Below are 14343 nucleotides of genomic sequence, written 5' to 3' on the forward strand. Positions count from 1 at the left end.
TGTGAAGTATTGCCCCGGTCGTTGACCGGCCGGGTCAGGCGGCCGGGTTGGCCGGTCCGCCCACCTGGATCCCGGCCATCCGGGTCCACTCGTACGGGCCGGTCCTCACGCGCGCGGCGAGGTCCCCGTCAAAGTCCTCGTGGAGGGTCAGCCCCGCCTTCTCGGCGGCGAGCTGCGCCACGGCGTACGTGGGGGCGACCAGGTCGCCCCAGCCGCCGTCGGTGCCCACGAGGACGATCCGGGTGCCGGCCTGGCCGATGTGCGCGAGCTGGCCCTCGGCGCCGCCGTGCTGCTTGGCGAACGCGCCGATCTGCCGGGCCAGCTTCGCCGCCGTGCGGCTGTGCTTCTTGTCCGCGGCCTCTGCGGGCTGTGCGGTGTCTGCGGTCTCTGCCATGGACGGCATGCTACCGGCGGGTAACCAAGGGAGGAAGTGTCAGCGGAGGAAGGGATCCACGGCCACGGCCACGAAGAGCAGCGACACATAGGTGATCGACCAGTGGAACAGGCGCATCTCCTTGAGCTTCGCGCCCGTGATCCCGGCCTTCGCCCGCGCGCTCAGCGCGTGCGCCTCCCACAGCCACCAGCCGCCCGCCAGCAGCGCGACGGAGGTGTAGAACCAGCCGGTGTACCCCAGCGGGGTCAGCAGCAGCGAGACGGCGACCATCACCCAGCTGTAGAGGACGATCTGGCGCGCCACGGCCTTGTTGCCCGCCACCACCGGCAGCATCGGCACGCCGACCCGCGCGTAGTCGTCCTTCACCTTCATCGACAGCGGCCAGTAGTGCGGCGGCGTCCAGAAGAAGATGACGAGGAAGAGGATGACGGCGGCCCAGGAGACCTCGTTGCGCACGGCCGACCAGCCGATGAGCACCGGCATGCAGCCGGCGATCCCGCCCCAGACGATGTTCTGCGCGGTCCGCCGCTTCAGCAGCATCGTGTAGACGACCACGTAGAAGAGGAGCGCGCCGAGGGCGAGCGCGGCCGACAGCCAGTTGACGAGCAGGCCGAAGAACAGGGTCGAGACCACCCCGAGCGTGATGCCGAAGACCAGGCACTCGCGCGGGCTCACCATGCCGGTCACCAGCGGCCGCTGCGACGTACGGTCCATCAGGGCGTCGATGTCGCGGTCGATGTACATGTTCAGCGCGTTGGCGCCGCCCGCCGACAGGTAGCCGCCGAAGCAGGTGGCGAGCACCAGCCACAACGACGGCACGCCCTGCTGGGCGAGGAACATCACCGGCACTGTGGTGATCAGCAGAAGTTCGATGATCCGCGGCTTGGTCAAAGCCACGAAAGCCATGGCCCGGGCCCCGAACGGCCGGTGACCGGGGCTCGTCCCGAGCACCCCCGCTGGACGGGATTCGACGGCCGTCACGCACACCCCTGAGAGAGAATCCAGCAAGCTTCCGAAGCGATGCCTCCAGTAAATGAAGGCTCGGTAAAGGCTTGCGCGTACCACGCCACTGTAGACGTAGCTCTTGCCCCGCCCTGCGCGGGGGTCGCCTCGTGTTGGGCCGATCGGACCGACGGCAAGATCATCGACGACGGATCCCAGGTGAACGGCGGGCACCGGGACGGCGACGCACTGCCTGCACTCGAATAGCCGCACGCGCTGGCGGGGGTAGGCTCGGAATCGCCCCGGTGTCACCGTTCGTCACCGGGAAAACAACATGTGGAGAGGAGCCCTGACCCGGTGAGCACCAAGCCGACCACCCCAGAGCTCGAGTGGACCGAACTGGACCAGCGGGCCGTCGACACCGCCCGCATCCTGGCCGCCGACGCGGTCCAGAAGGTCGGGAACGGACACCCCGGTACGGCGATGAGCCTGGCCCCCGCCGCGTACACGCTTTTCCAGAAGGTCATGCGGCACGACCCTGCGGACCCGCAGTGGGTCGGCCGTGACCGTTTCGTGCTCTCCGCGGGGCACTCGTCCCTGACCCTTTACACCCAGCTCTACCTCGGCGGGTTCGGCCTGGAGCTGGAGGACCTCGAGTCCTTCCGCACCTGGGGCTCCAAGACCCCCGGCCACCCGGAGTACGGCCACACCGCCGGCGTCGAGACCACCACCGGCCCGCTGGGCCAGGGCATCGCGAACGCGGTGGGCATGGCCATGGCCGCCCGCTACGAGCGCGGTCTGTTCGACCCGGAGGCCCCCGCCGGCACCTCCCCCTTCGACCACATGATCTACGCGATCGCGGGCGACGGCTGCCTCCAGGAGGGCATCTCCCACGAGGCGTCCGCGCTGGCCGGCCACCAGAAGCTCGGCAACCTGGTGCTGCTGTGGGACGACAACCACATCTCCATCGAGGGTGACACGGAGACGGCCGTCTCCGAGGACACCATGAAGCGCTACGAGGCGTACGGCTGGCACGTCCAGCGCGTCGAGCAGCAGGCCAACGGCGACCTCGACCCCAAGGCCCTGTACGCCGCCCTCCAGGCCGCCAAGGCCGAGACCGGCCGCCCGTCCTTCATCGCGGCCCGCTCGATCATCGCCTGGCCCGCGCCGCACGCCCAGAACACCGAGGCCGCCCACGGCTCGGCGCTCGGCGACGACGAGGTCGCCGCGACCAAGCGCGTGCTCGGCTTCGACCCGGAGAAGACCTTCGAGGTCTCCGACGAGGTCATCGCCCACACCCGCGGCCTGGTGGACCGGGGCCGCGACGCCCGCGCCGCCTGGGAGAAGGACTTCTCCGCCTGGCGCACCGCCAACCCGGAGCGCGCCGCCGCCTTCGACCGCATCGAGGCCAACGAGCTGCCCGAGGGCTGGGAGGACAAGCTCCCCGTCTTCGAGACCGGCAAGGGCGTCGCCACCCGCGCCGCCTCCGGCAAGGTCCTGGAGGCCCTCGGCGCCGTCATCCCGGAGCTGTGGGGCGGCTCGGCCGACCTGGCCGGCTCCAACAACACCACCATCGACAAGAACTCCTCGTTCCTGCCGGTGGGCAACCCGCTGCCGGAGGCCGACCCGTACGGCCGCACCATCCACTTCGGCATCCGCGAGCACGCCATGGCCGCCGCCATGAACGGCATCGCGCTGCACGGCCACACCCGCATCTACGGCGGCACCTTCCTGGTGTTCTCCGACTACATGCGCAACGCCGTCCGCCTGTCCGCGCTGATGCACCTCCCGGTGACGTACGTGTGGACGCACGACTCCATCGGCCTCGGCGAGGACGGCCCGACCCACCAGCCGGTCGAGCACGTCGCCGCGCTGCGCGCCATCCCGGGCCTCAACGTCGTCCGCCCGGCCGACGCCAACGAGACGGCCATCGCCTGGCGCGAGATCCTGCGCCGCCACACCAAGGTGTTCGGCAAGGGCGCCCCGCACGGCCTGGCCCTCACCCGCCAGGGCGTGCCCACCTACGAGCGCAACGAGGACGCGGCCAAGGGCGGCTACGTGCTGTTCGAGGCCGAGGGCGGCAACGCCCAGGTCGTCCTGATCGGCACCGGCTCCGAGGTCCAGCTCGCCGTCGCGGCGCGCGAGGCGCTGCAGGCCGAGGGCGTGCCCGCCCGGGTCGTCTCGATGCCCTCCGTCGAGTGGTTCGAGGAGCAGTCCCAGGAGTACAAGGACAGCGTGCTGCCGCCTTCCGTCAAGGCGCGAGTCGCGGTCGAGGCCGGCATCGGCCTGACCTGGCACCGTTACGTCGGGGACGCGGGCCGGATCGTCTCGCTGGAGCACTTCGGTGCCTCGGCCGACGGCGCCGTGCTGTTCCGCGAGTTCGGCCTCACCGCCGAAGCCGTGACCGCAGCCGCCAAGGACTCCCTCGCCGCAGCTGCGCGCTGACCCGGTACAAGAACCAGTAGGAGATGCAATTCCGATGACAGACGCACTCAAGCGCCTCTCCGACGAGGGCGTGGCGATCTGGCTGGACGACCTGTCCCGCAAGCGCATCACGTCCGGCAACCTCGCCGAGCTGATCGACCAGCAGCACGTGGTCGGTGTCACCACCAACCCGTCGATCTTCCAGAAGGCCATCAGCAGCGGTGACGGCTACGAGCAGCAGCTCGCCGACCTCGCCGCCCGCAAGGTCACCGTCGACGAGGCCATCCGCATGATCACCACGGCGGACGTCCGCGACGCCGCCGACATCCTGCGCCCCCTCTACGACTCCACCGAGGGCCAGGACGGCCGCGTGTCGATCGAGGTCGACCCGCGTCTGGCGCACGACACCACGGCGACCGTCGCCGAGGCCAAGCAGCTCGCCTGGCTGGTGGACCGCCCGAACACGCTCATCAAGATCCCGGCGACCAAGGCCGGCCTGCCGGCGATCACCGAGGTCATCGGCCGGGGCATCAGCGTCAACGTCACGCTGATCTTCTCGCTGGAGCGCTACCGCGAGGTCATGGACGCCTACCTGGCGGGCCTGGAGAAGGCGAAGGCCGCCGGCCTGGACCTCTCCCTGATCCACTCGGTCGCCTCCTTCTTCGTGTCCCGCGTGGACAGCGAGATCGACAAGCGCCTGGACGCCGTCGGCACCGACGAGGCCAAGGCCCTGAAGGGCAAGGCGGCCCTCGCCAACGCCCGTCTGGCCTACGAGGCCTACGAGGAGGTCTTCTCCTCCGAGCGCTGGGCGGCCCTGGACCGGGCGCACGCCAACAAGCAGCGCCCGCTGTGGGCCTCCACGGGCGTCAAGGACCCGGCGTACAAGGACACCCTGTACGTGGTGGACCTGGTCGCCCCCGGCACCGTCAACACCATGCCCGAGGCGACCCTGGAGGCCACCGCCGACCACGGCGAGGTCACCGGCGACACCATCCGCGGCACGTACGACCAGTCGCGCGCCGAGCTCGACGCGGTCGCGAAGCTGGGCATCTCGTACGACGATGTGGTGCAGCTGCTCGAGGACGAAGGCGTCGAGAAGTTCGAGGCGTCCTGGAACGACCTTCTGAAGTCGACCGAGGCGGAACTGAAGCGCCTTACCCCCGCGGAGGACTGAGTAACTTGTCGGTAAACGGAGCGAACCCGCTTCGTGACGCACAGGACCGGCGGCTCCCGCGCATCGCGGGACCGTCCGGCCTGGTGATTTTCGGCGTTACGGGTGACCTGTCGCGCAAGAAGCTCATGCCCGCCGTCTACGACCTCGCCAACCGCGGCCTGCTGCCCCCGGGCTTCTCGCTGATCGGTTTCGCCCGCCGCGAGTGGCAGGACGAGGACTTCGCCCAGGAGGTGTACGAGGCCGTCAAGGAGCACTCGCGCACCCCCTTCCGTGAGGAGGTCTGGCAGCAGCTCGTGCAGGGCTGCCGGTTCGTCCAGGGCGAGTTCGACGACGACGCGGCCTTCGAGACCCTCAAGCAGACCATCGACGAACTCGACAAGGCCCAGGGCACGGGGGGCAACTTCGCCTTCTACCTCTCGGTGCCCCCGAAGTTCTTCCCCAAGGTGGTCCAGCAGCTCAAGAACCACGGTCTGGCCCAGAAGGAGGGTTCCTGGCGGCGCGCCGTCATCGAGAAGCCCTTCGGCCACGACCTCAAGAGCGCGGAAGAGCTCAACCAGGTCGTCCACGAGGTCTTCCCCCGTGACGAGGTCTTCCGGATCGACCACTACCTCGGCAAGGAGACCGTCCAGAACATCCTGGCGCTCCGCTTCGCCAACACCATGTTCGAGCCGATCTGGAACCGGTCGTACGTCGACCACGTGCAGATCACCATGGCGGAGGACATCGGCATCGGCGGCCGGGCCGGGTACTACGACGGCATCGGCGCCGCCCGTGACGTCATCCAGAACCACCTGCTCCAGCTGCTGGCGCTGACGGCGATGGAGGAGCCCGGCTCCTTCCACCCCAAGGCCCTGGTGGCGGAGAAGCTGAAGGTGCTCAGCGCCGTCCAGATCCCCGAGGACCTCGGCAAGCACACCGTGCGCGGCCAGTACTCGGCGGCCTGGCAGGGCGGCGAGAAGGTCAAGGGGTACCTGGAGGAGGACGGGATCAACCCGAACTCCAAGACCGACACCTACGCGGCCATCCGCCTGGAGATCAACAACCGCCGCTGGGCGGGCGTCCCGTTCTACCTGCGCACGGGCAAGCGCCTGGGCCGCCGGGTGACCGAGATCGCGGTGGTCTTCAAGCGGGCGCCGTACCTGCCGTTCGAATCGGGCGCGACCGAGGAGCTGGGGCAGAACGCCCTGGTCATCCGGGTCCAGCCGGACGAGGGCGTGACGGTCCGCTTCGGCTCCAAGGTGCCCGGCACCTCCATGGAGGTCCGGGACGTCACGATGGACTTCGCCTACGGCGAGTCCTTCACGGAGTCCAGCCCCGAGGCCTACGAGCGGCTCATCCTCGACGTCCTCCTCGGCGACGCGAACCTCTTCCCGCGTCACCAGGAAGTCGAGCTGTCCTGGAACATCCTCGACCCGATCGAGGAGTACTGGGACAAGCACGGCAAGCCCGCGCAGTACCCGGCGGGCACGTGGGGGCCGGTCGAGGCGGACGAGATGCTCGCACGAGACGGACGGAGCTGGCGCCGGCCATGAAGATCGACCTCACGGAGACCACCTCCAGCAAGATCAACGCCGCGTTGGTGCAGGCGCGCCGGGACATCGGCACGCCGGCCATCGGCATGGTCCTCACGCTGGTGATCGTGACCGATGAAGAGAACGCGTACGACGCGCTCAAGTCGGCGAACGACGCGTCCCACGAACACCCTTCGCGGATCGTCGTCGTGGTCAAGCGGGTCAGCCGCTCCCCGCGCAGCCGCCGCGAAGCCCGGCTCGACGCGGAGATCCGTGTCGGTGCGGACTCCGGTACCGGCGAAACCGTCGTACTGCGTCTGCACGGCGAACTGGTCGACCACGCCCAGTCGGTCGTGCTGCCCCTGCTGCTGCCCGACGCCCCCGTGGTGGTCTGGTGGCCGGAGGGCGCTCCGGCGGACCTGGCGGGCGACCCGCTGGGCGCGCTGGGGCAGCGCCGGATCACGGACACGTACTCCTCCGAGCACCCGATCGACGCGCTCGGCGCACGGGCGGAGGCGTACGCCCCGGGCGACACGGACCTGTCCTGGACCCGGATCACCCCGTGGCGCTCGATGCTGGCCGCCGCGCTGGACCAGGTGACGCTGTCGCCGGTCGTCTCGGCGACCGTCGAGGGCGAGGACGAGAACCCCAGCTGCGAGCTGCTGGCCATGTGGCTGGCGGACCGCCTCGGGGCTCCGGTCAACCGGACCCTGTCAGGGGGGCCGGGGCTGACCGCCGTGCGCATGGAGACCAAGGACGGCGCGATCGTCCTGGACCGCGCGGACGGCTCGCTGGCCACGCTGTCCATGCCGGGGCAGCCCGACCGTGCGGTGGCGCTGAAGCGGCGTGACACGGCCGAGCTGCTGGCGGAGGAGCTCCGCCGGCTGGACCCGGACAACACGTACGAGGCGTCCCTGAAGTTCGGCGTCTCCCGCCTGTCGGCCGAGGCTCCGGCGGCTCCGGCCGAGGCGGCACCGGCCACCGAGGCCGCTGACGCGGAGGCTCCGGCCACGGAGGCCAAGCCGGCCGCCAAGCCGGCGCGCGCGTCGAAGCGGGCGTCGGCGAAGTAGCCGGCCCGCCGGGGGCGGGGCGGGGGATCCATCTCCCCGCCCCGCCCTTCGCCCGTTCCCCGGGGCTCCGCCCCGGACCCCGCGCGGCGATTGAGCGCACGGGCGCGGAGCGCACGTCCGGGGTCCGGGGCGGAGCCCCGGGAAACCACCACCAGAACTACCAAGAAGGCGGCAGCACATGGGTATGACGACTCCCCAGGTGGTCGTCCACCGGGACAAGGAGCTGATGGCCCAGGCGGCGGCCGCCCGGCTCATCACGAAGATCGTGGACGCGCAGGCCGCCCGCGGCAGCGCCTCCGTCGTCCTGACCGGCGGCCGCAACGGCAACGGCCTCCTCGCGGCGCTCGCCGCGGCCCCGGCGCGGGACGCGATCGACTGGTCCCGTATCGACCTGTGGTGGGGCGACGAGCGCTACGTCCCCGCCGACGACCCCGAGCGCAACCACGTACAGGCCCGTGAGGCCCTCCTGGACGCCGTCCCGGTGGACCCCGCGCGCGTGCACGCGATGCCCGCCTCCGACGGCCCGCACGGCGCCGACGTGGACGCCGCCGCGGCCGCGTACGCCGCCGAGCTGGCACGGGCGGCGACGCCCGAGGACCACGGCCCGGTCCCGCGGTTCGACGTGCTGATGCTGGGCGTCGGCCCGGACACCCACGTGGCCTCCCTGTTCCCCGAGCACCCGGCGGCCCGCGAGACCGAGCGCACCGTGGTCGGCGTCCACGGCGCTCCCAAGCCCCCGCCGACCCGCGTCTCCCTCACCCTCCCGGCGATCCGCGCGGCCCGCGAGGTGTGGCTGCTGGCGGCCGGCGAGGACAAGGCCGGCGCGGTGGCCATCGCCCTCGGCGGGGCGGGCGGGGTGCAGGCCCCGGCGGCCGAGGCCTACGGCCGCAGCCGCACCCTCTGGCTGCTGGACCGCGCAGCCGCGGCCAAGCTCCCCTCGGGGCTGTACCCGCCGGCCTCTTCCTGAGCCCGGACGCGAGAAGCGCCCCGTACCGGTCACCCGCCGGTACGGGGCGCTTCGCCCGTTCCTACCGCCGCCCGCGCAGCTCCCGGTACGCGGCCACCAGCGCCCGCGTCGACGGGTCCAGGTCGTCCACCTGCGCGCCCTCGGTCAGGGCCGGCTCCAGCCGCTTCGCGAGGACCTTGCCGAGCTCGACGCCCCACTGGTCGAAGGAGTCGATGTTCCACACCGCGCCCTGGACGAACACCTTGTGCTCGTAGAGGGCGATGAGCTGGCCCAGCACCGACGGGGTCAGTTCGCCCGCGAGGATCGTCGTCGTGGGGTGGTTGCCCTGGAAGGTCTTGTGCGGGACGAGCGCCTCGGCGACGCCTTCCGCGCGCACCTCCTCGGCCGTCTTGCCGAAGGCCAGGGCCTGGGTCTGGGCGAAGAAGTTCGCCATCAGCAGGTCGTGCTGGGCCGCCAGCGCCGGCTCCAGCTCGGCCACCGGGCGGGCGAAGCCGATGAAGTCCGCCGGGATCACCTTGGTGCCCTGGTGGATCAACTGGTAGTACGCGTGCTGCCCGTTGGTGCCGGGCGTGCCCCACACCACCGGACCGGTCTGCCACTCCACCGGATTGCCGTCGCGGTCCACGGACTTGCCGTTGGACTCCATGTCCAGCTGCTGCAAGTAGGCGGTGAAACGCGAGAGGTAGTGGCTGTACGGGAGCACCGCGTGCGACTGCGCGTCGAAGAAGGCGCCGTACCAGATGCCCAACAGGCCCAGCAGCAGCGGGGCGTTGTCCTCCGGCGCCGCGGTGCGGAAGTGCTCGTCCACGGTGTGGAAGCCGCCGAGCAGCTCGCGGAAGGCGTTCGCGCCGATCGCGATCATCAGGGAGAGCCCGATGGCCGAGTCGAAGGAGTAGCGGCCGCCGACCCAGTCCCAGAAGCCGAACATGTTGGCCGGGTCGATGCCGAACTCGGTGACCTTCTCGGCGTTGGTGGACAGGGCCACGAAGTGCCGTGCCACGGCGGCCTCGTCGCCGCCCAGCCCGGCCAGCAGCCACTGGCGCGCCGAGGTGGCGTTGGTGATGGTCTCGATGGTGGTGAAGGTCTTGGAGGCGATGATGAACAGCGTCTCGGCCGGGTCCAGGTCCCGTACGGCCTCGTGCAGGTCGGCGCCGTCCACGTTGGACACGAACCTCACCGTCAGCGAGCGGTCGGTGAAGGCGCGCAGGGCCTCGTAGGCCATCGCCGGGCCGAGGTCGGAGCCGCCGATGCCGATGTTGACGACGTTCTTGATGCGCTTGCCGGTGAAGCCGGTCCACTCCCCCGACCGGACCCGGCCGGAGAAGGCCGCCATCTTGTCGAGGACCTCGTGGACGGCGGGGACGACGTTCTCGCCGTCCACCTCGACGACCGCGTCGGCGGGGGCGCGCAGCGCGGTGTGCAGGACCGCGCGGTCCTCCGTCACGTTGATCTTCTCGCCGCGGAACATGGCGTCCCGCAGCTCCGCCACGCCCGTCGCCGCGGCCAGTTCGCGCAGCAGCGTGAGGGTCTCGTCGGTGACGAGGTGCTTCGAGTAGTCGATGTGCAGGTCGCCGACCCGCAGGGTGTACCCGGTGCCCCGGCCCGGGTCCGTCTCGAACAGCTCCCGCAGATGCGTCTGCCCCAGCGCTTCCCGGTGCTTGCCGAGTGCGTTCCACTCGGGCAGCCGATTGAGCCTCGTGCGGCTTTCCGCGTTCATCTCGGACATCAACCCACTTCTTCCGTCCTGTTGTGCCCCGCCACCTCCAACCTAAGGGATCCGAAGGGGGACAACGCACACAAAGGGGCCCGGCCCGCGGGATTCGTACTCCCACGGGCCGGGCCCCCAGTCACTCTTGAGCGTGGCCCCGGCCGAAGCCGTGTCAGATCTCGCCGCGGAGCTTGGCGAGGGCCTCGGCGAGGATCGCCTCGCCGTCGGCGTCGGTGCGGCGCTCCCGTACGTACGCGAGGTGCGTCTTGTACGGCTCGGTGCGCGGCGGTGCGGGCGGGTTGTCCCGGTCCTGGCCCGCCGGGAAGCCACAGCGCGGGCAGTCCCAGGTGTCGGGGACCTGCGCGTCGCTGGCGAAGCTGGGCTGCGTCTCGTGCCCGTTCGAGCACCAGAAGGAGATGCGCAGGCGGGGCGCGGATTCACCGCGCTCGGCCTCGCCCATCGGCCCGGCTCCGACCCGACTTCCACGAATCGCGTTGCCACTTGCCACGGTCGTAACTCCCTGCGTGATGGTGCCGCCCAGCGTGAGGGTATACCCGCTGTGGGCGCCTCAGTTTACGTAAAGACCGAGCGGGCCGGGCGAAATGGCCGGAACCGTCAGCTGCCGCTCGACTTCATCAGCAGGCCGAGCGCCACGATGCAGGCGAACCACAGGAGGCCGACGACGACCGTGATGCGGTCCAGGTTGCGCTCCGCCACGGAGGAGCCGCCGACGGAGGACTGCATGCCGCCACCGAACATGTCGGAAAGGCCGCCGCCCTTGCCCTTGTGCATCAGCACGAGCAGCATCAGCAGAGCGCTGAAGACGATCAGGGCGATCGAGAACCCCATAACCACGGCTGATTCCTACTTTCTGGGCTTACGTCTGCTGCGGGGAGGAAGCGGGGGCCGACGGCTGCGCCGGCAGCCCCCGGCCCCCGCAAGAGTACGACGGATCGGCCCTACCGCATACTCACTGGTCGCGGAAGCGGACGATCTTGACGAACTCGTCCACGTCCAGCGCCGCGCCGCCGATCAGGGCGCCGTCGACGTCGGGCTGGGCCATGATCGCGGCGATGTTGCCGGACTTCACGGAGCCGCCGTACTGGATGCGGACCTTGTCGGCCAGCTCCTGGGAGTACAGCTCGGCGAGCCGGCCGCGGATGGCCCCGCAGACCTCCTGGGCGTCCTCGGGGGTGGCGACCTCGCCGGTGCCGATCGCCCAGACGGGCTCGTAGGCGATCACGATGGACTCGACCTGCTCGGCCGGGACGTCCTTGAGGCCGCCGTCGACCTGGGCGAGGGTGTGCGCGACCTGGTTGCCCGCCTTGCGGACGTCGAGGCCCTCGCCGACGCAGAGGATCGGGGTGATCCCGTTGCGGTAGGCGGCCTTGACCTTGGCGTTGCAGATCTCGTCGGTCTCGCCGTGGTACTGGCGGCGCTCGCTGTGGCCGACGGCCACGAACGTGCACTTCAGCTTCGAGAGCATCGGGCCGGAGATCTCGCCGGTGTAGGCGCCGGAGTCCTGGGCCGAGATGTCCTGGGCGCCGTACTTGATCTTCAGCTTGTCGCCGTCGACCAGGGTCTGGACCGAGCGCAGGTCGGTGAAGGGCGGGAGTACGGCGACGTCGACCTCGTCGTAGTCCTTGTCGGCGAGCGCGAAGGCGAGCTTCTGGACGTGGGCGATGGCCTCGAGGTGGTTGAGGTTCATCTTCCAGTTGCCCGCCATGAGCGGGGTGCGGCCGTTTTCGACAGACGTCATGGTGGTTCAGCCCTCCAGGGCGGCGAGGCCGGGGAGCGTCTTGCCCTCGAGGTATTCGAGGCTGGCGCCACCACCGGTGGAAATGTGACCGAAGGCGTTCTCGTCGAAGCCCAGGATCCGGACGGCCGCGGCGCTGTCGCCGCCGCCGACCACGGTGAAGGCCTCGCTGTCGACGAGGGCCTGGGCGATCGCGCGGGTGCCGTTCGCGTAATCGGGGTGCTCGAAGACGCCGACGGGGCCGTTCCAGAAGACGGTCTCGGCGTCGGCGATCTTCGAGGCGTAGAGCTCGCGGGTCTTGGGGCCGATGTCCAGGCCCTCCTTGTCCGCGGGGATCTTGTCGGCGTCGACGGTCTCGAAGACGGCCGGGGTCCCGCCCTTGATGTCGGGGAAGTCCGCGGAGGCGAGGATGTCGACGGGGAGGACGAGCTCGACGCCGTTCTTCTCGGCGCGCTCCATGTACTCGGTGACGGTCGGGATCTGGTCCTGCTGGAGGAGGGAGATGCCGACCTCGTAGCCCTTGGCCTTGAGGAAGGTGTAGGCCATGCCGCCGCCGATGAGGATGCGGTCGGCCTTGCCGAGCAGCTCGTCGATGACGGCGAGCTTGTCGGAGACCTTGGCGCCGCCGAGGACGACCACGTAGGGGCGCTTGACCTCGGCGGTCAGCTTCTTCAGGACGCCGACCTCGGTGGCGATGAGGTAGCCGGCCGCGTGCGGGAGCAGCTTGGGCAGGTCGAAGACCGAGGCGTGCTTGCGGTGGACGGCGCCGAAGCCGTCGCCGACGTAGAGGTCGGCCAGCTCGGCGAGTTCGCGGGCGAAGGCCACGCGCTCGGCCTCGTCCTTGGAGGTCTCGCCGGCGTTGAAGCGCAGGTTCTCGATGACGGCGACCCGGCCGTCGGCGAGGGCCGCGACGGTCTCCTTGGCGGAGGAGCCGACGGTGTCGGTGGCGAAGGCGACCTCCGTGCCGAGCAGCTCGCCGAGCCGCTTGGCGGCCGGGGCGAGGGAGAAGTCGGGCTCGGTGCCGGTGCCCTTGGGGCGGCCGAGGTGCGAGGCGACGACCACGCGGGCGCCGGCCTCGGCGAGCTTGGCGATGGTGGGCTGGACGGCGCGGATACGGCCGTCGTCGGTGATCACGCCTTCCTTGAGCGGCACGTTGAGATCGGCGCGTACGAAGACCCGCTTGCCGGCGACGCCGTCCGCGAGAAGTTCGTCGATCGTCTTCATGTGTTTCTACTCCTTGTCCCCATACAGGGCTGTTACAGGTGCAGGGCGGATGGGACGGGGCAAGCGACAGGGCCCGTACGGCGCCTCATCGCGCCGAGCGGACCCTGTGCTCACATGGTGTTGCCTTGCCCTACGTTCTTAGAGCTGACCGCCGACGAAGACGGTGAGGTCGACGAGGCGGTTGGAGTAGCCCCACTCGTTGTCGTACCAGCCGACGACCTTGACCTGCGTACCGTCCTGCACCATGGTCAGCGAGGAGTCGAAGGTGCACGAAGCCGGCCAGTTCACGATGTCGGAGGAGACGATCGCGTCCTCGGTGTAGTCGAGGATGCCCTTGAGCTGACCTTCGGCGGCCTTCTGGAAGGCGGCGTTGATCTCTTCCTTGGTGGTCTCGCGGGAGAGCTCCAGGACGAGGTCGGTGACCGAGCCGGTCGGGACCGGGACGCGCATGGCGATGCCGTCGAGCTTGCCCTTGAGCTGCGGCAGGACCAGCGCGGTGGCCTTGGCGGCACCGGTGGAGGTCGGGATGATGTTTTCGGCGGCGGCGCGGGCGCGGCGCAGGTCCGAGTGCGGGAAGTCCAGGATGCGCTGGTCGTTCGTGTAGGCGTGGACCGTCGTCATCATGCCCTTGACGATGCCGAAGTTCTCGTCGAGGACCTTGGCCATCGGCGCCACGCAGTTGGTGGTGCAGGAGGCGTTGGAGATGACGTGGTGGTTGGCCGCGTCGTACTTGTCCTGGTTGACGCCCATCACGATGGTGATGTCCTCGTCCTTGGCCGGGGCCGAGATGAGGACCTTCTTCGCGCCGGCCGCGAGGTGCTTGGCGGCGTCGGCCTTCTTCGTGAAGATGCCGGTCGACTCGATGACGATGTCGGCGCCCAGCTCGCCCCAGGGGAGGTTCGCGGGGTCGCGCTCGGCGAACGTCTTGAAGGTCATGTCGCCCACCGTGATGGTGTCATCGGTGTGGGAGACGTCGGCCTTCAGACGGCCCAGGATGCTGTCGTACTTGAGCAGGTGCACCAGGGTGGCGTTGTCCGTCAGGTCGTTGACACCGACGACCTCGATGTCGGCCCCCTGCTCGAGAAGCGCCCGGAAGTAGTTGCGGCCAATGCGGCCAAAACCATTGATGCCTACGCGGATCGTCACGAACCGATCTCCTCGTTGGTGCGCCGG

General features: G+C 70.0%; 13 protein-coding genes. 5 read left to right on the top strand and 8 right to left on the bottom strand.

Features of this window, described 5'->3' with window-relative positions; translation table 11 throughout:
- Positions 1-34: 34 nt before the first annotated feature.
- Complete coding sequence (locus tag ABT403_RS11205) at positions 35-403, bottom strand: hypothetical protein (protein ID WP_344154486.1); 369 nt, start codon at positions 401-403, stop codon at positions 35-37.
- A gap of 30 nt (positions 404-433) precedes the next feature.
- Positions 434-1381: a heme o synthase gene (locus ABT403_RS11210; protein WP_344154897.1), complete on the bottom strand. Its 948-nt coding sequence runs from the start codon at positions 1379-1381 to the stop codon at positions 434-436.
- A 312-nt stretch (positions 1382-1693) separates the two neighbouring features.
- Between ABT403_RS11210 and tkt the strand changes: the two genes are divergently transcribed.
- From tkt to pgl, 5 genes are all read left to right on the top strand, one after another.
- A complete protein-coding gene (gene tkt / locus ABT403_RS11215; protein ID WP_344154482.1) occupies positions 1694-3781 on the top strand; it encodes a transketolase in 2088 nt (695 codons plus the stop codon).
- A 34-nt stretch (positions 3782-3815) separates the two neighbouring features.
- Positions 3816-4934 (top strand): transaldolase, encoded by a 1119-nt coding sequence (tal, locus tag ABT403_RS11220; RefSeq protein ID WP_344154480.1) that lies wholly within the window; start codon positions 3816-3818, stop codon positions 4932-4934.
- Positions 4935-4939: 5 nt separating this feature from the next.
- Positions 4940-6466 carry a glucose-6-phosphate dehydrogenase gene (zwf, locus tag ABT403_RS11225; protein ID WP_344154477.1) on the top strand — a complete coding sequence of 509 codons (1527 nt, stop codon included), beginning with the start codon at positions 4940-4942 and terminating at the stop codon, positions 6464-6466.
- Positions 6463-7515, top strand: a complete 1053-nt coding sequence (gene opcA, locus ABT403_RS11230; RefSeq protein ID WP_344154474.1) for a glucose-6-phosphate dehydrogenase assembly protein OpcA — start codon at positions 6463-6465, stop codon at positions 7513-7515. The genes zwf and opcA overlap by 4 nt, the downstream gene beginning before the upstream one ends.
- Before the next feature lie 184 nt (positions 7516-7699).
- A complete protein-coding gene (gene pgl / locus ABT403_RS11235; protein ID WP_344154471.1) occupies positions 7700-8482 on the top strand; it encodes a 6-phosphogluconolactonase in 783 nt (260 codons plus the stop codon).
- Between the two features lie 61 nt (positions 8483-8543).
- Here the strand turns inward: pgl and pgi are convergent, their stop codons facing one another.
- The 6 genes from pgi to gap all read right to left on the bottom strand — a co-directional run bounded on the left by pgi (position 8544) and on the right by gap (position 14316).
- The gene (gene pgi / locus ABT403_RS11240) at positions 8544-10199 is read right to left on the bottom strand and encodes a glucose-6-phosphate isomerase (RefSeq protein WP_344154894.1); all 1656 of its coding nucleotides are present in this window, start codon (positions 10197-10199) and stop codon (positions 8544-8546) included.
- A gap of 163 nt (positions 10200-10362) precedes the next feature.
- Positions 10363-10698: an RNA polymerase-binding protein RbpA gene (locus ABT403_RS11245; RefSeq protein ID WP_007263454.1), complete on the bottom strand. Its 336-nt coding sequence runs from the start codon at positions 10696-10698 to the stop codon at positions 10363-10365.
- Positions 10699-10805: 107 nt separating this feature from the next.
- Positions 10806-11039 carry a preprotein translocase subunit SecG gene (secG, locus tag ABT403_RS11250; protein ID WP_042819242.1) on the bottom strand — a complete coding sequence of 78 codons (234 nt, stop codon included), beginning with the start codon at positions 11037-11039 and terminating at the stop codon, positions 10806-10808.
- A gap of 121 nt (positions 11040-11160) precedes the next feature.
- Entirely contained in the window at positions 11161-11949 is a 789-nt protein-coding gene (gene tpiA, locus ABT403_RS11255) for a triose-phosphate isomerase (RefSeq protein WP_344154457.1), read from the bottom strand.
- Positions 11950-11955: 6 nt separating this feature from the next.
- Complete coding sequence (locus ABT403_RS11260) at positions 11956-13170, bottom strand: phosphoglycerate kinase (RefSeq protein WP_344154454.1); 1215 nt, start codon at positions 13168-13170, stop codon at positions 11956-11958.
- A gap of 138 nt (positions 13171-13308) precedes the next feature.
- Positions 13309-14316, bottom strand: coding sequence for a type I glyceraldehyde-3-phosphate dehydrogenase (gene gap / locus ABT403_RS11265; RefSeq protein WP_344154451.1), 1008 nt, complete (start codon positions 14314-14316; stop codon positions 13309-13311).
- Positions 14317-14343: the final 27 nt, after the last annotated feature.

It is taken from the genome of Streptomyces sp. NPDC000075 (genome assembly GCF_040301925.1).
Taxonomy (GTDB): Bacteria; Actinomycetota; Actinomycetes; order Streptomycetales; family Streptomycetaceae; genus Streptomyces; species Streptomyces polychromogenes.

Excerpts from the sequence above, each read along its gene's own strand:
- secG (WP_042819242.1), bottom strand. The coding sequence starts at position 11,039 with ATGGGGTTCTCGATCGCCCTGATCGTCTTCAGCGCTCTGCTGATGCTG.
- ABT403_RS11205 (WP_344154486.1), bottom strand. The coding sequence starts at position 403 with ATGCCGTCCATGGCAGAGACCGCAGACACCGCACAGCCCGCAGAGGCC.
- pgi (WP_344154894.1), bottom strand. The coding sequence starts at position 10,199 with ATGAACGCGGAAAGCCGCACGAGGCTCAATCGGCTGCCCGAGTGGAAC.
- tpiA (WP_344154457.1), bottom strand. The coding sequence starts at position 11,949 with ATGACGTCTGTCGAAAACGGCCGCACCCCGCTCATGGCGGGCAACTGG.
- opcA (WP_344154474.1), top strand. The coding sequence starts at position 6,463 with ATGAAGATCGACCTCACGGAGACCACCTCCAGCAAGATCAACGCCGCG.
- ABT403_RS11260 (WP_344154454.1), bottom strand. The coding sequence starts at position 13,170 with ATGAAGACGATCGACGAACTTCTCGCGGACGGCGTCGCCGGCAAGCGG.
- tal (WP_344154480.1), top strand. The coding sequence starts at position 3,816 with ATGACAGACGCACTCAAGCGCCTCTCCGACGAGGGCGTGGCGATCTGG.
- pgl (WP_344154471.1), top strand. The coding sequence starts at position 7,700 with ATGACGACTCCCCAGGTGGTCGTCCACCGGGACAAGGAGCTGATGGCC.